This window comes from Arthrobacter pasteuri, assembly GCF_054510955.1.
In genome coordinates this window covers 1,489,826-1,508,949 of record NZ_JBTNDO010000001.1, presented here as the reverse complement: position 1 = coordinate 1,508,949, position 19,124 = coordinate 1,489,826, and the positions used below count along the sequence as shown (strand labels likewise).

Below are 19,124 nucleotides of genomic sequence, written 5' to 3'. Positions count from 1 at the left end.
GCGTACCCACCGCTGGGCCTGCGGGCAGGGGAATATCCTGCCCGCAGGCAAAGTTGAGTCAAGTACACTCAATGTAATTGCCGCGGGGAATGCCGGATTCCCCTCCTCGGACCAGAAAGGAACCGCGCGTGGATACCAACTTCACCACCAAGAGCCGTGAGGTGCTTTCAGCCGCCGCCATGAACGCATCCACGGCGGGCAACGCCCAGATCGAGGCGCCGCACTTCCTCAAGGCGCTCCTGGACCAGCGCGACGGGATCGCCGTCGCGCTCCTCAAGGCAGCCGGCGCGGACCCCGACACCGTGAGCGTGCAGGCGAGCTCCGCGATCAAGGCCCTGCCGTCGTCATCGGGCTCCTCCGTCGCGCAGCCCCAGTTCTCCCGTGGTGCGCTCCAGGTGATCAACGCGGCGAAGCAGGAGGCGGAGACGCTCGGTGACCAGTTCGTCTCCACCGAGCACCTCCTGCTGGCCCTCGCAGCCGACAGCGGTGCCGCCGGCACCATCCTGCGTTCCCTCGGCCTCACGCGCGAAGCCCTCGCCTCGGCACTGCCCGGGGTGCGTGGAGACCGGCGGGTGACCACACCCGATCCGGAGAACACCTTCCAGGCGCTCGAGAAGTTCGGCGTGGACCTCACCGAGGTGGCCCGCAGCGGCAAGCTGGATCCCGTCATCGGGCGCGACGCCGAGATCCGCCGCGTGGTGCAGGTACTCAGCCGCCGCACGAAGAACAACCCGGTCCTGATCGGCGAGCCCGGCGTGGGAAAGACCGCCGTCGTCGAGGGCCTGGCCCAGCGCATGGTCGCCGGGGACGTCCCGGAGTCGCTCCGCGGCAAGTCGCTGATCAGCCTCGACCTCGGATCCATGATCGCCGGAGCCAAGTACCGCGGCGAGTTCGAGGAGCGGCTGAAGGCCGTACTCGAGGAGATCAAGGGCTCCAACGGGCAGGTCGTGACGTTCATCGACGAGCTCCACACCGTGGTGGGCGCGGGCGCAGCCGAGGGCTCGATGGATGCAGGCAACATGCTCAAGCCGATGCTCGCCCGCGGTGAGCTCCGGCTCATCGGCGCCACGACGCTGGACGAGTATCGCGAGAACGTCGAGAAGGATCCGGCCCTGGAGCGCAGGTTCCAGCAGGTCTACGTCGGTGAACCCTCCGTGCCGGACACGATCGGCATCCTGCGCGGCCTGAAGGAGCGCTACGAGGCGCACCACAAGGTCTCGATCGCCGACTCGGCGCTCGTCGCCGCTGCCACGCTGTCCCACCGGTACATCCCGGGCCGTCAGCTGCCCGACAAGGCCATCGACCTCGTGGACGAGGCCGCGTCGCGCCTGCGGATGGAGATCGACTCCGCCCCCGTGGAGATCGACGAGCTGCGCCGGGCGATCGAGCGGATGCGCATGGAGGAGATGGCGCTGTCCCAGGAGAAGGACGAGGCGTCCCTCGAGCGGTTGCAGGCCCTGCGCGCCGAGATGGCCGACCGTCAGGAGGAGCTCGACGGGCTGAACGCCCGGTGGGAGGCCGAGAAGGCGGGCCTCAACCGCGTCGGCGACCTGAAGGCGTCCCTCGACGACCTGCGCTCACAGGCCGACCGCGCCCAGCGCGAGGGCGACCTCGAGACGGCGTCGCGCATCCTGTACGGCCAGATCCCGCAGGTGGAGCGCGAGCTCCGCGAGGCGCAGGCCGCCGAGGAGCAGACCGTGAACTCTCCCGACCTGATGGTCGCCGAGGAAGTCACCGCGAACGACATCGCGGAGGTCATCTCCGCCTGGACGGGTATCCCGGCCGGCCGGATGCTCCAGGGTGAGAGCGAGAAGCTGCTCTCAATGGAGCAGGTCATCGGCGCGCGGCTCATCGGCCAGCAGCGGGCGGTGTCCGCGGTGTCCGACGCCGTCCGGCGTGCCCGGGCCGGCGTGTCGGATCCGAACCGCCCCACCGGTTCCTTCCTGTTCCTCGGCCCCACCGGCGTGGGCAAGACGGAGCTCGCCAAGGCCCTCGCCGACTTCCTGTTCGACGACGAGCGCGCGATGATCCGGATCGACATGTCCGAGTACTCGGAGAAGCATTCGGTCGCGCGCCTCGTGGGTGCCCCTCCGGGATACGTGGGCTACGAGGAGGGCGGCCAGCTCACCGAGGCCGTGCGGCGCCGCCCCTACAGCGTGGTGCTGCTCGACGAGGTGGAGAAGGCGCACCCGGAAGTGTTCGACCTGCTCCTGCAGGTGCTGGACGACGGGCGCCTCACGGACGGCCAGGGCCGGACCGTGGACTTCCGTAACGTCATCCTCGTGCTGACGTCGAACCTCGGGTCGCAGTTCCTCGTGGACCCCTCGCTCGACGACGCCGCGAAGCGCTCCGCCGTGATGTCCGCCGTGAACGCGAATTTCCGGCCGGAGTTCCTCAACCGGCTCGATGATGTGGTGATCTTCGATCCGTTGAGCCTCGACGAGCTCTCCCGGATCGTGGAGCTGCAGGTCAGGTCGCTCGGTGAGAGGCTGCATGACCGCCGGCTCGAGCTGGACGTCAGCGCCGCGGCCAGCGAGTGGCTCGCGCTCACCGGATTCGATCCGGCGTACGGTGCCCGTCCGCTGCGACGGCTCGTCCAGCGCGAGATCGGCGACCGGCTGGCGAAGGGCATCCTCGCCGGCGAGATCGTCGACGGCGACACCGTCGTCGTCGACCGGCAGGAACCGGACCCGGACGCTGCCGGCGACGTCGGCCTCGACGGAGGCGGACTGCTCGTGCACGCCGCGCGGTAACCGCGAGTACGGCGAGTACCGCGCAAGGACGAAGGGGAGGGGTTCCTCCCCTTCGTGCATCCGCCCGCGGCGGCGTCAGGGGTTGAGCAGGCTCTGGCTCAGGGTGCCGCTGTTCCCGATCACCGCGAAGCAGTCCACCCGGCGATCGCCGTCCGCCCAGGTCCCCTCGGTCGGGGTGGCGCGGAGCAGGGTCACCTGGAGATCGTCGGTGACGACGTCGGGATCGACGTCGTCCGAGGCGGTCGCGCAGGCGGCCTCAGCACGGAGGTCGAGCTGCTCGCGTCCCGGGAACTCCGCATCCTGGGGGTACTCCTCGCTCGCCAGGAGCTGCGCGTTGTGCGGTTCGCTGCAGTCCACGGGCACGGCATCCTCGGTGACCTCGGTGAAGTCGGCAAGGCACTCGCCCGCCGCGAGCGACGACGGATCGACGCGCTCCTCGTCGTTCCCCCCGCCCAGGAGGGAGGCGAGCAGCCAGGCGAGGAGCCCCAGGAGTACGACGGCGCCGCCGATGAGCAGCAGCGGCGGCAGGAGGCTGCTTCCGGCAGACGTCCTGTCCTGTGCCGCATGGGCACCTGTGTCCTCCGGCTCCGACGCCGTCGGGAGCCACGCCGCGCGGGCTCCGTCGGCAGGTCGGGGCTCTGCCGGGGACTCCGGTTCTGCCGGTCCGATCGACGCCGGACCGATCGACGCCGGATCGGTGCCCGGGTACAGGCCCGGATGTCCGAGGCCGGGCTCGCCGCCCTGGGGAGGGAAGGCGTAGGGCTCGCCGACAGGTTCGGGCGCCGTGTCGCCCGCCGTGCCTCCGGCTGGAGCAGTGCCATCGGGGGCGGCGCGCACTGCCGGCGCGGTTGCCGGCAGGGGTCCGCCCACCAGTGTTCCAGCCTCCTCGGCTGCTGCCGCCACGGCCCGGGCTTCGGCGGCAGCGTCCTCGACCGAGGCTGCTTCCGCGGTGTCCCTGCTGATCCGCGCGGGTCCGAGGGCGGGCTCCTGGAGGTCGAGGGTCTCGGGCGACACCGACAGTTCGGGCTCTCCGGTCCCGGCGGAGACGTCGCCGTCATCGAGCACGATGTCGTCGGCATCCACCGTGCCCGGTCCGTCGGACCCGTCCGGCCCGGGGTGGTTCGCGGAGTCCCTGGGTGCCTGCTCCTCGTTGCTCATGGTGGACCGCTGTCTCCTTGCATTCCTGGTGCGCGTGCTGCCGGGGCTCCGGCGTGGCTTCGACTCTATCCAAGATCCTCCGCGAAGGATCGGACACGGCATCGGAGGCCGCATGCACGGACAGCAGTCCGCCGTCGAAGCCCCCGACGGAGCCCGGCGGAACCCGCGCTCGGGTGCCGCGGAAAGCATGTAATCTATACCTACGACAAACTGACCAAATACTCCGGGGCCTCGCTGCAGCCTTGGGCCTCGTGCCCCAGTGACCACCTCCGGATCGACGCACAAAGGGGGTCACGCCATGGGGCGCGGCCGTCAAAAGGCAAAAGCTACAAAGCAGGCCAGGGACATGAAGTACTTCAGCCCGGCCACTGATTATTCGGCACTGCAGCGAGAGCTCACAGGCCCGGGTAGTCGTGCGTCCTCGCGGCGTACCGAACCTCTCGAGCCGGTCGAGCCGGATTACTCGGAGTACGCGGACAAGTACGCCGATGATCTCGACGACGATGGTGAGGAGAGCGGCTCGCGCCGCATCGGCTGACCTCCGGTCGACCGACCTCCTCGATACCGCACACGGCGCATCCGTCCTTCGGGACGATGCGCCGTTCTGCGTGCCCTGGCGCCGGTCGGCGGAGGCGTGGCCGGACCGCCCTCAGGAGGGTGACGCGAGGAGCGGCTGGAAGGCGAGTTCCGCCGCTCCCACCAGCAGGAGTTCCGGGCCGAGCGCTGCGCGGCGCACGTGCACCCCGCCGGCCAGCGACCCCCGGTTCACCGCCTCCGTGAGCTGGGCGCCGTGGAAGCCGAACAGGGAGCCGAGGAAGCCGCCGAGGACGATCAGCTCCGGATCGAAGATGTTGACGAAATTCACCAGGGCGACGGCGAGCAGCTCCAGCTGGCGATCGGCTTCGTCCCGGACAGCGGGTGCGGGGTCATCGGACAGCACGCCCTCGAGCGCCTCGATACCGCCGCCCGAGAGGCCGGCCGCGTCCAGCAGGCGCTCCAGCCGGACCTCGGCGTCGAGGCAGCCCGAGCGCCCGCAATGGCAGGCGGACCCGCCTGCCCGGACGAGCGTGTGGCCCAGTTCGCCGCCGTAGCCGCGGCTCCCGACCAGCTGTGCGCCTCCGGTCACGATGCCGCCGCCGATGCCGCTGGCACTGCCGTTGAGGTACACCGCGTGGTCCAGGCCGATCGCGGCGCCGAAGATGCTCTCGGCGAGCGATCCGAGGGACGCGTCGTTGGCTGCGACCGCGGGAAGGCCCAGGGCGCTGCCGAACGGTCCGGTGAGGTCGGCGTCCCGCCAGCCCAGGTGCGGTGCGATGAGCACGCGCCCTGCGCCCGCATTGACGAGTCCGGGAAGCGCGATCCCGACGCCGAGGATCTGGTCGAGGCGCGCCAGGACAGGCTGGAGGTCGGCCACTATGTCGTCGGTGAGCCGCACCGCGTCATCGAGGGACGGCACGCTGCGGGTCTCGCGGCGCACGCGCGCGTGCACCTTCCCGCCCAGGCCGACGACACCGACGGTCAGGGCATCGATGTCGGGGTTCACGGCTAGGACGGCGACCCCCGGGTTGGCCTGCACGATGGGGCTGGGACGTCCCACCCTGCCGTCTCCCGCCGGTTCCGTCTCGTGCACCAGGTGCTTCTCCGAGAGGGCGGACACGAGGGCGCCGACAGTCGAACGGTTGAAGCCGCTGCGCCGGGTCAGTTCGGAGCGGGAGAGCGGGCCGTTCCGGTGCACCATCGTGAGGATCTGGGACAGGTTCTGCGTGCGAAGGCTTTCGGTGCCGTTCATTCCGCCGGGTTGCCGCACGGCCCTGGGTTCTCCTTCGTCCTGCAGGAGCCCTCGGCGCCTGGTCTCGGCCTATCGTATCCAGAAGCGCGCGCGGTCACGCCCGTTGCGGCACCGGCCGCGTAGCAGCGGTGGCAGGTGTGGAGGGCGGTGCGGTGCTTTGGCGCACCACGAGGCTGGTCGCGAGGTCGAGCCGCAGGTTGTTGGGACGCTCGCCGTCGCGCAGGCGGAGGACCATGCGCGTGGCTTCCTCGGCCATTTGGATGAGCGGCTGGTGCACGGTGGTCAGGGCAGGGCTGGACCACTGCGCCAGCTGCAGGTCGTCGTATCCCACGATCGACAGCTCGTCGGGGACCCGCAGCCCGATCTGGCGTGCCGCATCGAGCACGCCAAGGGCTTGGAGATCGCTGCCCGCGAAGATCGCCGTCGGGGGATTCGGCCCGCGCAGCAGGGCGAGGGCGTGGTCGCGTCCGCCGTCGACGTGGAAGTTCCCGTAGCGGATGAGTTCCGGGTCGATCGGCAGGGAGGCCAGGTTCATGGCCGAACGGTAGCCGTCGATCCGGGCGAGAGAGCACATCATGTCCTCCGGCCCGCTGATCGCGGCGATCCGGGTGTGGCCGAGGTCGATGAGGTGCCGCGTGGCCATCATGCCGCCGGACCAGTTCGCCGAACCGACGGAGGGGACGTCGGGTGCGGGGTCCCCGGCCGGGTCGATGATCACGAAGGGGATCGAGCGTGCGTCGAGCTTCCTGCGGAACTCCTGCGGCAGGTCGGAGAAGACCAGGACGACGCCGGCAGGGCGCCTCGACAGGATGCCTTCGATCCACTCGGGGCCCGGGGCGTGCCGCGTTCCCGTCTCGGTCAGCACCACGCTCATGCCGTGCTCGCTCGCCACGTTCTCCACCCCGCGGATGAGTTCGAACGCCCACGCGCTTTCCAGCTCGTGGAACACGAGTTCGACGAGGCCTGCCTTGGCCGCGGATTCCTTGCGCCGGCGGTAGCCGTGCTCCTCGAGGAGCTCCTCAACTTTCGCCCGGGTTTTCGGGGACACGTCAGCACGGCCGTTGAGCACCTTGGAGATCGTGGAGAGGGATACGCCCGCGGCCGCCGCGAGCTGGGCGAGGGTGACGCGCGGTTCTTCCGCCGGAATCGACATGCGCACAGCTTACATGCGGGGTCGAAAGAGGCCGCGGCATGGGGCTGCGGCGGCCGCCACCCGCGTTCTGTGACCGGCAGCACATCCGGCTTGCGAAGTGAGAGCCCGGTTACATACACTCAACCCATCACACAACTTTCGATATAATCGTCGAAACTTTCGAGAGGCGTTCAACGATGAACAACCGAACCTGGATGTCCCGCAGCCTTGCGGGCACCGCGGTCATGATGCTGGGCCTCACCCTGGCAGGGTGCGGCGGCGGAGGCGGCGACGCTTCGAGCCGGCCCGAGAACGAGCTGCACCTCGCCGTCTACGGTGATGCCAGCAACAAGGTCGAGCAGGCCATGGTGGACAAGTTCAACGAGACCTCCGACGTCAAGGTCGTGCTCGACACGATCCCCGGCGCGGACTACCAGACCAAGCTGCAGACCATCATCGACACCGACTCCGCTCCGGACATCTTCTTCAACTGGGGTGGCGGAAGCATCGCGAACTTCGTGAAGGCGGATCTGCTGCTGCCCCTCGACGACTTCATCGAGGAGGACCCGCAGCTGAAGGACGCCTTCCTGCCGTCCGTCTTCGACACGGCGGTCGTCGACGACAAGAGCTATGGCATCCCGATGCGTGGCACGCAGCCGGTCATGCTCTTCAACAACTCCGAGGTGCTCAAGAAGGCCGGCATCGATGCTCCTCCCGCAACCTGGGACGAGCTGCTCGAGGACGTCAAGAAGCTGAAGGCGGCGGGCGTGACCCCGATCGCGCTCGGCGGCGCGGACCAGTGGCCGACCCAGATGTGGTTCCAGTACGTCTTCGACCGCGTGGCCGGCGAGGACCTGTTCCAGGCCGCGCTCGACGGCGACACGAGCGTCTGGGAGTCCGAGGAGAGCCGTGAGGCGCTCGGCAAGCTGCGCGAACTGATCGACGCAGGTGCCTTCGGTACCAACTTCGACTCCGTGAAGTTCACCGACGGCGGGTCTCCCACCCTGCTCTCCAGCGGCCGGGCAGGCTTCGAACTCATGGGTTCGTGGGCCTACGCGACGCACCTGGATGCCAACCCCGAGTTCGCCGAGAACGTCCTCGGCTACAGCGAGTTCCCCGCGATCGAAGGCGGAGAGGGCGATCCCGACAACCTCGCCGGCAACACGAACAACTTCTACTCCATCACCAAGGACACCCGGTACCCCGAAGAGGCCGCCGAGTTCCTGAAGCTCATGTACTCGGACGAGTTCGTGCAGGAGCAGATCGCCATCGGCAACCTGCCCACCACCACGAACACGGAGGAGTTCCTCGACCAGGCCTCCAACCCGGAGTACGCGAAGTACCAGTTCGACCTCGTGAAGGACGCGCCGCACTTCCAGCTCTCCTGGGACCAGGCCTACCCGCCCGAGGCGACCGTCACCATCCACACGGCCGTAGCGCAGTTCTTCAGCGGCCAGATCGATGAAGACGGCTTCATCAAGGCAATGCAGAGCCTCTAGGACACACCATGACAACGCTTGCTACCCGCAGGCAGCCAGCGCCGGGCGGCTCCACCGTGAGCCGCCCGGCCCGCTCGGGCGCCTCGTCCGTGGGTCGCCCGGGCTTCGCCTGGGCCCTGCCCGCCACCATCTTCTTCGCGCTCTTCGCGCTCGTTCCCCTCGCCGCCGTCGCCGTCCTGTCCTTCACCTCGTGGAGCGGCCTCGGTGACCCCGAGTTCGTGGGGCTCGAGAACTGGAAGACGCTCATCGCCGATCCGGTGATGCTCAAGAGCCTCTGGCTCAGCCTCCTGTTCATCGTCCTCGGGGTAGTCACCCAGACGCCGCTGAGCATCCTGCTCGGTGTCTGGGCGGCGGGCAACCAGCGCAACCGCGCCGTGCTCAGCGCCATCTACTTCATCCCGCTGCTGTTGTCCTCGGCCGCGATCTCCGTCCTCTGGCGGGCGCTGCTCGATCCCAACTTCGGTATCCCGGGCCAGCTGCCGTGGCTGTTCGGTGACGGCAACCTGCTCGGCACCCAGTCCGGCGCCATCGGCGTCCTCATCTTCGTGGGCATGTGGCAGTTCACGCCCTTCCACACCCTGATCTACCAGGGCGCGGCCAAGGGTATCCCGCACGTGCTCTACCAGGCGGCGTCGATCGACGGCGCGGGCATGGTGCGGCAGTTCTTCTCCATCACCCTGCCGCAGCTGCGGAACACTGCCATCACCTCGATCATCCTGATGGTGGTCGGCGGCCTGACGACCTTCGAGACGGTGCTCATCCTGACCAACGGCGGGCCGGGTACCGACACCACCATCACCGCCTTCTACATGTACCAGGAGGCGTTCCAGAGCTTCGACTTCGGCGTCGGCAGCGCGATCGCCCTGGTCCTCGTCGTCGTCGCGACCCTGATCTCCCTCGTGGTGGTCAAGGTGTCCGGGTACGACAAGATGAACAGTTCGCTGGAAGGACTCTGATGAAAACCCGTCCCAACTACTTCGCCGGGATCGGCTCCTTCGTCTGGCTGCTGATCGTCGCGATCCCGCTGTACGTGATGCTGTCGGGCACCTTCCAGACGCGTGAGGAGTTCGGGGACAACGGCCCGCTGTCCTTCCCCACGAGCTTCACCCTGCAGAACTACGTGGATGCGATCACGAGCGGCTTCGGCCGCTACTTCCTCAACACGGTCGTGGTGACGGTCGGCGTCGTCGCGATCGTCCTCCTGCTCGTGCCGCCGCTGAGCTACGCGATCGTGCGCAGCCAGAGCCGGGCGGCGTCGTTCGTGTTCCGCTTCTTCCTGCTGGGCCTCGCGATCCCTGCGCAGGCCGTGATCGTGCCGGTGTTCTACCTGATCAACACGGTGGGGCTGTACGACAACCTGATCGGCGTCATCCTCCCCACGGCGGCCTTCGCGCTGCCGATCTGCACGCTCATCCTCAGCGGCACCATGCGCGACATCACGGGGGAGCTGTACGAGGCGATGGCCATGGACGGCGCGAGCCCGGCGCGTGCCTTCTTCCGGCTGGTCCTCCCGCTGTCCAAGGGTGGGATCTCGACGATCGCGGTCTTCTCCGCGCTCCAGGCGTGGAACGGCTTCCTGTTCCCCCTGATCCTGACCCAGTCCGAGAGCACCCGCGTGGTGACCCTCGGCCTCTTCAACTTCCAGACCCAGTACGGCATCAACATCCCGGGCCTGCTGGCCGCGGTCACGCTGTCGATGGTGCCCGTACTGCTCGTCTACCTGTTTGCGCGCCGCGCGCTTGTCCAGGGCCTCATGGGCGCTGGCGGAAAGTAACCATGACTGAAACAACACTGAACGACGCCCCCTGGCGGGACACCGCCGCAGCACCCGAGGACCGGGTCGAGGCCCTGATCCAGGCGATGACCCTTCGCGAGAAAGTCGCCCAGCTGGTCGGCGTCTGGGTCGGGGCCAACACCGAGGGCGGCGAGGTGGCTCCCCACCAGAACGAGATGAACGAGCCCGTCGACCTCGACGAACTCCTGCCGCACGGCCTCGGCCAGCTGACCCGGCCCTTCGGCACAGCCCCCGTGGAGCCCGGGCTCGGTGCCCTGTCGCTGCAGCGGACGCAGGAGCGCATCGCGGCGGCCAACCGCTTCGGCATCCCCGCCCTCGTCCACGAGGAATGCCTCGCCGGCTTCGCTGCCTGGAAGGCGACCGCCTACCCGGTGCCCCTAGCATGGGGTGCCACGTTCAATCCGGAACTGGTGCGGACCATGTCCTCGGCTATCGGCGCGGACCTCCGCTCCGTGGGCGTCCACCAGGGGCTCGCCCCGGTGCTCGACGTCGTGCGCGACGCCCGCTGGGGCCGGGTCGAGGAGACCATCGGCGAGGACCCCTACCTGATCGGCACCATCGCCACGGCCTACGTGCAGGGACTGGAGCGGGCCGGGATCGTCGCGACGCTCAAGCACTTCGTCGGCTATTCGGCGTCCAAGGCCGGCCGCAACCTCGCCCCGGTCTCCATCGGGGAGCGCGAGCGTGCCGACGTGCTCCTGCCTCCGTTCGAGATGGCGATCCGCGAGTCCGGGGTCCGCTCGGTGATGCACGCCTACACGGACATCGACGGCGTACCGACGGCCGCCGACGCCTCGCTCCTGACCGCGCTCCTCCGTGACACCTGGGGCTTCGACGGGACCGTGGTCGCCGACTACTTCGGCATCGCCTTCCTCAAGGAGCTCCACCGCGTGGCCGCGACGCTCGGCGAGGCCGCGGCGGCAGCGCTGACGGCCGGCGTGGACGTCGAACTCCCGACGATCCACACCTTCGGCGAGCACCTTCTCGCCGAGATCGACGGTGGCAGGCTGGACGAGGGGTTCGTCGATCGCGCGCTCCGCCGCGTCCTGCAGCAGAAGCTGGACCTCGGCCTGCTCGATCCCGAATGGTCACCGGTTCCTCCGGCCCTCGCCGGCGCCGGGGCCGGCGTCCCGGTCGTCGACCTCGACACTCCGGCCAACCGTGCCATCGCCGGCGAGCTCGCCGAGCAGTCCATCGTCCTGGTGCGCAACAGCGGGATCCTGCCGCTCGCAGGCGCTCCCCGCATCGCCCTGATCGGTCCCAACGCGGACACGCACCGGGCGTTCCTGGGCTGCTACTCCTTCCCCGCCCACGTGGGAGAGCAGCATCCCGAGGTGGAGATGGGCCTCACCATCCCCACGGTCGCGGACGCCGTCCAGCGCGAGTTCGACGGCAGCGACATCACGATCGCCGCGGGCTGCACCATCGACGGCACCGCGACGACGGGCTTCGACGAGGCGCTCGCCGTCGCCGGAGGGTCCGACGTCGTCGTCGCCGTCCTCGGGGACCGTGCGGGGCTCTTCGGCCGCGGCACGAGCGGCGAAGGGTGCGACGCCGAGTCCCTCGCGCTCCCGGGCGTCCAGCAGCAGCTGCTCGACGAGCTGCTCGCGACCGGCAAACCGGTCGTCGTCGTCCTGCTCACGGGGCGTCCCTATGCCCTCGGTTCCGCCGCGACCGATGCCGCCGCCGTCGTCCAGGGATTCTTTCCCGGCGAGGAGGGCGCGGCCGCTGTCGCCGGTGTCCTGAGTGGGAGGATCAACCCGAGCGGACGCCTGCCGGTCAGCATCCCGGGGACGCCGGGCGCGCAGCCGTCCACCTACCTCGCGGCTCCGCTGGCTCAGGCGAACAGCGTGTCCAACATCGATCCGACGGCGGCGTTCGCCTTCGGCCACGGCCTCAGCTACACGGACTTCACCTGGCAGGACGTCGAACCGTCGGCGGACACCGCCTCCACGGACGGCGAGGTGACCGTGGAGATCACCGTCACCAACGCGGGCGAGCGCGACGGCGTCGAAACCGTGCAGCTCTACCTGCACGACCCCGTGGCGTCCGTCGTCCGGCCGGTGCAGCGACTGATCGGCTACGCACGCGTACCCCTGGCCGCGGGAGCCTCGGCGCGGGTCGCGTTCACCGTCCCTGCCGACGTTACCGCCTTCACCGGGCGCGACGGACTGCGTGTCGTCGAGCCCGGGGCGCTCGACCTCCGCATCGGCGCCTCGAGCAGCGACATCCGCGCATCGGTACCCCTTACCCTGACGGGCGAGGCCCGGTACGTCGACCACACCCGGCGACTGCACTGCGACATCACGGTGGTCTCCCTCTGACGCACCGCCAGTGACCTGCCGGTATCCAACCGGACCGCAGCCCGCTTCCGCCTTCGCGGGAGCGGGCTGCGGCGTTCCGGGTGCCGAGGACGTTCTGGACGTCAGCGGTGGGTGTTGTCGCCCTCCACCTCGATGCGCTCCTCGCGCACCTGCCCCTCCACGGGCTGCTGCTCGGTGACCGTCTCCTTGTCGAGCCGCACGCGCTCGACAGGAACGGCTTCCTTCTCGACGACCGGCCGTTCCTCGGTCAGGACCACCTCGTGCTCCTCCTCGCTGATGGCGGGCCCGCTGGTGGCGGCGTCGCGGTTGGCGTCCGTGATGGGCTCGCGCTCCACACGGACCTCCTCGTGCCTCAGCGGCACCGTCTCGCTGACGTTCTCCGTGACCACGTGCTTGCGCAGGCGCGCCCTGCCGGTTTCCCGGGTCTCCGCGCCGACGCGGAGCTCCTCCTTCGACCGCGTCATCGCCTCGTGCGTCGTGGGCCCTGAGGTGTCGTGGCCGACCGTTCCATGGAGATTCGTGCAGTCGACCTGCTCATCGCCGCGCTGGAAGCCCGGGGCTTCGCGGCCCTCACCTGTCAGGCCCGTACCCGTACCCGTGCCGGTCGTGGTGCCGGTGCCCCCGCTGGAGAGGTTGTAGTGGCGGTAGAGGCGCTCTTCCTCCTCCGGGCTGAGGTGTCCGTCGCGCTCGACCGATGGGGCGTCCTTGACCAGGTCCTTGGAATAGGGGACCCGGAGGTCTTTGCCGTCCGCCGTCGCGTCCTCGAGAGGTACGAAGCTCTGCTTGGTGCCGAAGAGCCGGCGCAACGACGTCGTGGCCGCGGAGAAGGAGCAGTTCGGCGGGATGAAGTTCGGGTCGGCCTTCTTCGGCTGGCTCACGGCCATCGGCCTCACCGTCATCCTCAGCGCACCGGCGACGGCGATCGGCGTCCGCATCGGAGCGTCCAACTCGAGCAACGCGAACGACGCCGCGAACCAGGCCACCGAGAATGCGCAGACCATCGGCATCGTCAGCGGGATCGTCCTCGCGATCATCCTGTTCGTCGCCTACTACTGCGGCGGCTACGTCGCCGGTCGTATGGCACGGTTCGACGGTGTCAAGCAGGGCATCGCCGTCTGGCTCTGGGGCATCATCATCGCGATCGTCCTCGCCATCCTCGCCGCCGTCGCCGGCAACCAGTTCGACGTCCTCTCCACCATCCAGGGCGCACCGAGCATCCCCGTCGACGGCAGTGCCCTGACGGCCGGCGGTCTGATCGGTTTGGCCATCGCGATCCTCATCCCGCTTCTCGGCGCGATCCTGGGCGGCAAGGCCGGGATGCGCTTCCACCGCAAGGTCGACCAGGTGGGCATCAACCACCAGGCCGGCATCCAGCAACGCAGCCCAGGACGACCCCGGACGGTACCGGGAGGTCACCAGAACGACGACGAGGCACCGACCCGGGTGGGTCGGTGCCTCGTCATCGTACAGGGATGGATCGTCGTGCACGGCTGGGTCGCCGTACCGGGCTAGAACGTCACGGACCCGATTGCTGCCCGGTACTGCTTCCGGATGACCGGACGGTGATCCGGGGCCTGGTTCTTCAGGGTGTCCACGGACCACTGCGGTCGGGATCCCGTCAGGGCCCACGCAGCCTGCACCGCAGCCCCCCGCGCCACGTATTCCCCGGGCGCCGGGATGCGGACCGGCAGGTCGAACACCTGCGCGGCGACCTCCTGGACGGCGCCGTTCTGGGCTGCTCCGCCGATCAGCAGGAGATGCCGCGGCTCGACGCCCGTTGCCCGCACGGCGTCCAGCGCGTCCGCCAGCCCGCACAGCATCCCTTCGATGGCAGCCCGCGCCAGGTTCGCGCGGGTACTCGAGGCGATGCTGAGGTTGTGGAAACTGGCCTTGGCCGTCGGCAGGTTCGGGGTGCGCTCACCCTCGAAGTAGGGCACCAGGACCACGCCGTCGGCGCCGGGCGCGGCCTCGTGGGCCAGCCCGGCGAAGCCGTCGTGGTCCACGCCGAGGATCCCCGCCACCGATGACAGCACGCGTGCCGCGTTGAGGGTCGCCACGAGCGGCAGGAACAGTCCGCTGGCGTCGGCGAATCCGGCCACCGCCCCCGAGGAGTCGGCGACAGGTTTCGGTGCGACGGCGAAGACCGTCCCACTCGTCCCGAGGGACACGACGACGTCACCCTCCTCCGCACCGAGCCCGAGGGCGGCGCCGGCGTTGTCGCCCGCACCCGCCCCGAGGACGATCCGGTGGGCTTCCGAGGCGAGGAACGAGGAATGCGCGGTGCCCGCGACCGCCTCGGCCGGGAGGACCCGGGGGAGGATGACCTCGGACCCGTCACCCGGGACCGTCTCCCCGCCACCCTGCGCTTCGCGCGCGGGGCGGCCGAGGATGTCCTCGAACAGCGCGAGATCGTACCCACCCGTCGCCGGGCTCCAGTAGCCGGTGCCGCTGGCGTCGGAGCGGTCCGTCACCAGTTCCTCCAGCACGGGGCCGAGGGGCGATTCCCCCGCCGGCCCGAAACCGCGCAGGCGCCAGGTCAGCCAGTCGTGGGGGAGTGCGACGGCAGCGATCGCAGGAACGATATCGGGCTCGGCGTCACGCACCCACCGCACCTTGGTGCCGGTGAACGACGCCACGGGGACCAGTCCGGTGCGGGCCACGAGCTCATCGGCACCGAACTCGCCGATCAGGTCCCGGGCAGCGCCGGCCGACCGCGTGTCATTCCACAGCAACGCGTCGCGCAGTACCCTGCCGTCGCGGCCCAGCAGCACCATTCCGTGCTGCTGGCCCGCGACCGCGAGGGAATCGACGTCGTCCGCCAGTCCTCCTGCGGCCTCCAGTGCGGACCTCAGGGCCTCCCACCATGCAGTGGGGTCGACCTCCGTGCCCTCCGGGTGGAGGGCGCGGCCGCTACGGACCTCCGCGCCAGTCGCCGTGTCGACGACGACGACCTTGCAGCTCTGTGTGGACGAGTCGACGCCAGCAACGAGGGCCATGGATCAGCGGGCGCCGAGCAGGTGCTCGATGAAGAGCTGCTGGAGCTTCACGAAGCCGAAACCCTTGCCGTTGAAGTACGACTCGGTGTCGAAGTCCTCGTAGGAGGAGCGGTCGGCACGCAGTGCGTCGTAGCTCTCCCCGGGGTTGAGGGTGGGCTCGTTGATCTCCGAGACACGCGAGGCGGCCAGAGCAGCCTGGACCTCGGGGTCCGCGCGGAAGGCTGCAGCGCGCTCCTTGAGCAGGAGGTAGGTCTGCATGTTCGCCGCAGCGGAGTCCCAGACGCCGTCCATGTCCTCGGTCCGGCTCGGCTTGTAGTCGAAGTGCCGGGGGCCGTCGTACGAGGGGCCGCCGGCAGGTCCGCCGAATTCGAGGAGGTCCACCAGCGAGAAGGCGTTCTGGAGGTCGCCGTGGCCGAAGACGAGGTCCTGGTCGAACTTGATGCTCCGCTGGCCGTTGAGGTCGATGTGGAACAGCTTGCCCTGGTACAGCGCCTGGGCGATGCCGTGGGTGAAGTTCAGGCCCGCCATCTGCTCGTGGCCGGTCTCCGGGTTGATGCCGACGAGCTCGGGGCGCTCGAGGGTCTCGATGAACGCCATCGCGTGGCCGAGGGTAGGCAGGAGGATGTCGCCGCGGGGTTCGTTCGGCTTCGGCTCGATGGCGAAGCGGATGTCGTAGCCCTTGTCCGTCACGTAGTCGCCGAGGAGGTTGACCGCTTCACGGTAGCGTTCCAGGGCGCCGCGGATGTCCTTGGCCGAGTCGTACTCGCTGCCTTCGCGGCCGCCCCACATGACGAACGTCTTGGCGCCGAGTTCCGCGGCGAGGTCGATGTTGTCCAGGACCTTGCGCAGGGCGAAGCGCCGCACGCCGCGGTCGTTGCTCGTGAAGCCGCCGTCCTTGAAGACCGGGTGGCTGAAGAGGTTGGTGGTGACCATCGGCACGATCAGGCCGGTGGACTTCAGGACGCCGGTCAGGCGGTCGATCTCGCGCTGCCGGTCGGCCGGGGAGCAGCCGAAGGGGAAGAGGTCGTTGTCGTGGAAGGTGATGCCGTACGCGCCGAGGTCGCTCAGGCGGTTGACGGCCTCGACGACGTCGAGCGGTGCTCTAGTCGCTGAACCGAACTGGTCCTGGGCCTCCCAGCCCACAGTCCAGAGTCCGAAGGAAAATTTGTCATCGCGGGTGGGCTCGATCGCCATTGAGTGCTCCAGGAAGTGTGTGTGACCAATATGTTGCCGTTACAAACATATTAGGTTTACGCCCAGAGTCAAGCCCAGATCTTCTTCTGGCGCAGCCGGCCCTCAGTTACTGAGCGCGCGCACGCTCGCCCGGGTCACCAGGCGGGTGGACAGTTCGATGCGGGGACTCTCCACCGGCTCGCCGCGGATCAGGCGTACGAGGGTCCGGGCCGCCAGTGTGCCCATCTCGGAGAGCGGCTGCCGGACCGTGGTGAGCGGCGGTGATGCCCACCCTGCCTCGGGGAGGTCGTCGAACCCGATCACGCTGACGTCGTCGGGGACGCGCAGGCCCTGCTGGCGCGCGGCCTCGTAGACGCCGAGGGCCATCTGGTCGCTGGCGGCGAAGATCGCGGTGGGGCGGTCGGCGCGCGAGAGGAGGTCCCTTCCCGCGGCGAATCCGGAGGCGTAGTCGAAGTCCCCGCCGAGAACGAGGGAGGGGTCGTACTCGATGCCGGCAGCGTCGAGCCCCGCCCGGTACCCGTCGAGGCGTGCGCGGCTGCACCACAACCCGGGCCGGCCCGCGACGAACCCGATGCGGCGATGGTTCTGCTGGATGAGGTGCTCGGTCGCGGTGACCGCGCCGGTCCAGTTCGTCGCCCCGATGGTCGGCACCTCCAGGTCCGGTACGCCGGCAGGATCGACGACGACCACGGGCAGGTTGAGGCGCTGCAGTTCCGCGTGGAGGAACGAGTCCAGGTCCGTCGTGACGAGGATGGCGCCGTCGCTGGTCCTCGCGCCGAGAGTGTCGAGCCACTTGCGCGTGGAGTCGGCGCCTCCCCGGCGGTGGATGGCGGACACGACGACGGACAGTCCCTCGGAGTTCAGGGACTCCTCGACGCCCCGGATGATCTCGACGGCCCAGGGGCTGTCCAGATCGTTGAAGACCAGGTCCACCAGCCCGGAGGGCCCTGCCTGTGCTGTTCCGCGGCGGCGATAGCCGTACTCGCGCAGCAGGACCTCGACGCGTTCGCGGGTTGCGGGAGCGACGTCGGAGCGGCCGTTGAGGACGCGCGACACCGTGGGGATGGAGACTCCGGCCGCCGAGGCGATCGCCGAGATCGTCACGGCGGGGTTGGTGTTGTCCTGCACATCAGCCTCCTCGGGCCCCCTCGGGCGACAGATGCCTCCCGGAACCAATTTCCTTCACACCCTTGACCTGTGGTGCGCGGTGTTCCTAACCTACAGCAACGGTATTTCCGGAAAGTTCCGGAAAAGTTCCGAGGAAAGTTTCGGGCAACCGCACTTGAAGTACCTCAAAGGAGAGCTCATGAAGGCCCGTCAGTCCCTTGCCGCCGCAGTCCTCGCGTCGGCGCTGATTCTTCCCACCGCAACCCCTGCACTCGCAGCACAGGAAGCCCCCCGGAAGCCCGGAATCGAGAAGCAGGACACCCTGCGCTGGGCAGCCCCGCAGGACCTGAAGATCGGCACTGCCGTCGCAGGCGGCGGTCACCACGAGACCCAGCCCTACCCGGCCCCGTTCCCCAATGACAAGGAATACCTGCAGCACCTCGCCGCCGAATTCAGCTCCGTGTCACCGGAGAACCAGCTGAAGTGGGAGTTCGTGCACCCCGCACGCGACACCTACCGCTTCGCCGAGATGGACGCCATCGTCCAGTTCGCGCAGGAGAACCACCAGGTGGTCCGCGGCCACACCCTGTTCTGGCACAGCCAGAACCCTGCCTGGCTGGAACAGGGCAACTTCTCGAAGGATGAGCTGCGCGCCATCCTGAAGGACCACATCCAGACCGTCGTCGGACGTTACGCAGGCAAGATCCAGCAGTGGGACGTCGCCAACGAGATCTTCAACGGCGACGGGACCCTGCGCACCACGGACAACATCTGGATCCGTGAGCTGGGACCGGAGATCATCGCCGATGCGTTCCGCTGGGCCCACGAGGCCGACCCCAAGGCGAAGCTCTTCTTCAACGACTACGGGGTGGAGGGCGTCAACGCGAAGAGCGACGCCTACATCAAGCTCATCCCGCAGCTGCAGGCCCAGGGCGTGCCCGTGGACGGCTTCGCCATCCAGGGTCACCTGAGCACGCGCTACGGCTTCCCCGGCGACCTCCAGGCCAACCTGCAGCGCTTCGACGACCTCGGGCTGGAGACGGCGATCACCGAGATCGACGTGCGGATGGACGTGGCAGCGGGGACGCAGCCCACTGCCGCGCAGCTCGAGAAGCAGGCGAGCTACTACCAGCGGGCACTCGACGCCTGCATCTCGGTGGAGGAGTGCAACTCCTTCACGATCTGGGGCTTCACCGACAAGTACTCCTGGGTCCCGGTGTTCTTCTCCGGTGAGGGCGAAGCGACCGTGATGTGGAACGACTTCACCCGCAAGCCCGCCTACTACGCACTCCAGGAGAGCCTCGAGCAGGCGTCCCCCGGGCGTGGTAACCGCTAGGCACCACCAGCACGACCAGCAGCACGACCACCAGCACGACC

Annotated in this window: 15 protein-coding genes; 8 read left to right on the top strand and 7 right to left on the bottom strand. The window is 69.0% G+C overall.

Features of this window, described 5'->3' with window-relative positions; translation table 11 throughout:
- The first annotated feature begins 128 nt into the window (after positions 1 to 128).
- On the top strand, positions 129 to 2,753 hold the full coding sequence (clpB, locus tag ACX80H_RS07085; protein ID WP_459312089.1) for an ATP-dependent chaperone ClpB: 2,625 nt from the start codon (positions 129 to 131) through the stop codon (positions 2,751 to 2,753).
- A 75-nt stretch (positions 2,754 to 2,828) separates the two neighbouring features.
- Here the strand turns inward: clpB and ACX80H_RS07080 are convergent, their stop codons facing one another.
- Positions 2,829 to 3,911: a septum formation family protein gene (locus ACX80H_RS07080; protein WP_459312087.1), complete on the bottom strand. Its 1,083-nt coding sequence runs from the start codon at positions 3,909 to 3,911 to the stop codon at positions 2,829 to 2,831.
- A gap of 298 nt (positions 3,912 to 4,209) precedes the next feature.
- Here ACX80H_RS07080 and ACX80H_RS07075 point away from each other — a divergent pair, with 298 nt between their 5' ends.
- Entirely contained in the window at positions 4,210 to 4,449 is a 240-nt protein-coding gene (locus ACX80H_RS07075; protein ID WP_459312085.1) for a DUF3073 domain-containing protein, read from the top strand.
- A 111-nt stretch (positions 4,450 to 4,560) separates the two neighbouring features.
- Here ACX80H_RS07075 and ACX80H_RS07070 read toward each other — a convergent pair whose 3' ends face one another.
- The gene (locus ACX80H_RS07070; protein ID WP_459312083.1) at positions 4,561 to 5,700 is read right to left on the bottom strand and encodes an ROK family transcriptional regulator; all 1,140 of its coding nucleotides are present in this window, start codon (positions 5,698 to 5,700) and stop codon (positions 4,561 to 4,563) included.
- Between the two features lie 94 nt (positions 5,701 to 5,794).
- Positions 5,795 to 6,853 carry a LacI family DNA-binding transcriptional regulator gene (locus ACX80H_RS07065; protein WP_459312081.1) on the bottom strand — a complete coding sequence of 353 codons (1,059 nt, stop codon included), beginning with the start codon at positions 6,851 to 6,853 and terminating at the stop codon, positions 5,795 to 5,797.
- Between the two features lie 176 nt (positions 6,854 to 7,029).
- Between ACX80H_RS07065 and ACX80H_RS07060 the strand changes: the two genes are divergently transcribed.
- From ACX80H_RS07060 to ACX80H_RS07045, 4 genes are read left to right on the top strand one after another with little or no spacing between them, the layout of a single operon-like run.
- Complete coding sequence (locus ACX80H_RS07060; protein ID WP_459312079.1) at positions 7,030 to 8,331, top strand: extracellular solute-binding protein; 1,302 nt, start codon at positions 7,030 to 7,032, stop codon at positions 8,329 to 8,331.
- A gap of 8 nt (positions 8,332 to 8,339) precedes the next feature.
- Positions 8,340 to 9,287: a carbohydrate ABC transporter permease gene (locus ACX80H_RS07055; RefSeq protein WP_459312077.1), complete on the top strand. Its 948-nt coding sequence runs from the start codon at positions 8,340 to 8,342 to the stop codon at positions 9,285 to 9,287.
- Positions 9,287 to 10,105 carry a carbohydrate ABC transporter permease gene (locus ACX80H_RS07050; protein WP_133081221.1) on the top strand — a complete coding sequence of 273 codons (819 nt, stop codon included), beginning with the start codon at positions 9,287 to 9,289 and terminating at the stop codon, positions 10,103 to 10,105. The genes ACX80H_RS07055 and ACX80H_RS07050 overlap by 1 nt, the downstream gene beginning before the upstream one ends.
- Before the next feature lie 2 nt (positions 10,106 to 10,107).
- On the top strand, positions 10,108 to 12,450 hold the full coding sequence (locus ACX80H_RS07045) for a beta-xylosidase/alpha-l-arabinosidase (RefSeq protein WP_459312075.1): 2,343 nt from the start codon (positions 10,108 to 10,110) through the stop codon (positions 12,448 to 12,450).
- 101 nt (positions 12,451 to 12,551) lie between these two features.
- On the opposite strand, the gene ACX80H_RS07040 is transcribed toward ACX80H_RS07045, so the two are convergent.
- Complete coding sequence (locus ACX80H_RS07040) at positions 12,552 to 13,328, bottom strand: YsnF/AvaK domain-containing protein (protein ID WP_459312073.1); 777 nt, start codon at positions 13,326 to 13,328, stop codon at positions 12,552 to 12,554.
- Between ACX80H_RS07040 and ACX80H_RS07035 the strand changes: the two genes are divergently transcribed.
- Positions 13,294 to 13,962 (top strand): hypothetical protein, encoded by a 669-nt coding sequence (locus ACX80H_RS07035; RefSeq protein ID WP_459312071.1) that lies wholly within the window; start codon positions 13,294 to 13,296, stop codon positions 13,960 to 13,962. The two genes, ACX80H_RS07040 and ACX80H_RS07035, sit on opposite strands and share 35 nt — an antisense overlap.
- On the opposite strand, the gene ACX80H_RS07030 is transcribed toward ACX80H_RS07035, so the two are convergent.
- The 3 genes from ACX80H_RS07030 to ACX80H_RS07020 form a co-directional block, all read right to left on the bottom strand.
- Positions 13,959 to 15,446, bottom strand: coding sequence for a xylulokinase (locus ACX80H_RS07030; protein ID WP_459312069.1), 1,488 nt, complete (start codon positions 15,444 to 15,446; stop codon positions 13,959 to 13,961). The two genes, ACX80H_RS07035 and ACX80H_RS07030, sit on opposite strands and share 4 nt — an antisense overlap.
- 3 nt (positions 15,447 to 15,449) lie before the next feature.
- Positions 15,450 to 16,640: a xylose isomerase gene (gene xylA / locus ACX80H_RS07025; RefSeq protein WP_459312067.1), complete on the bottom strand. Its 1,191-nt coding sequence runs from the start codon at positions 16,638 to 16,640 to the stop codon at positions 15,450 to 15,452.
- A 102-nt stretch (positions 16,641 to 16,742) separates the two neighbouring features.
- Positions 16,743 to 17,768, bottom strand: coding sequence for a LacI family DNA-binding transcriptional regulator (locus tag ACX80H_RS07020; RefSeq protein ID WP_459312065.1), 1,026 nt, complete (start codon positions 17,766 to 17,768; stop codon positions 16,743 to 16,745).
- Between the two features lie 178 nt (positions 17,769 to 17,946).
- Here ACX80H_RS07020 and ACX80H_RS07015 point away from each other — a divergent pair, with 178 nt between their 5' ends.
- Positions 17,947 to 19,083 (top strand): endo-1,4-beta-xylanase, encoded by a 1,137-nt coding sequence (locus ACX80H_RS07015; RefSeq protein ID WP_459312063.1) that lies wholly within the window; start codon positions 17,947 to 17,949, stop codon positions 19,081 to 19,083.
- The last annotated feature ends 41 nt before the right edge of the window (positions 19,084 to 19,124 follow it).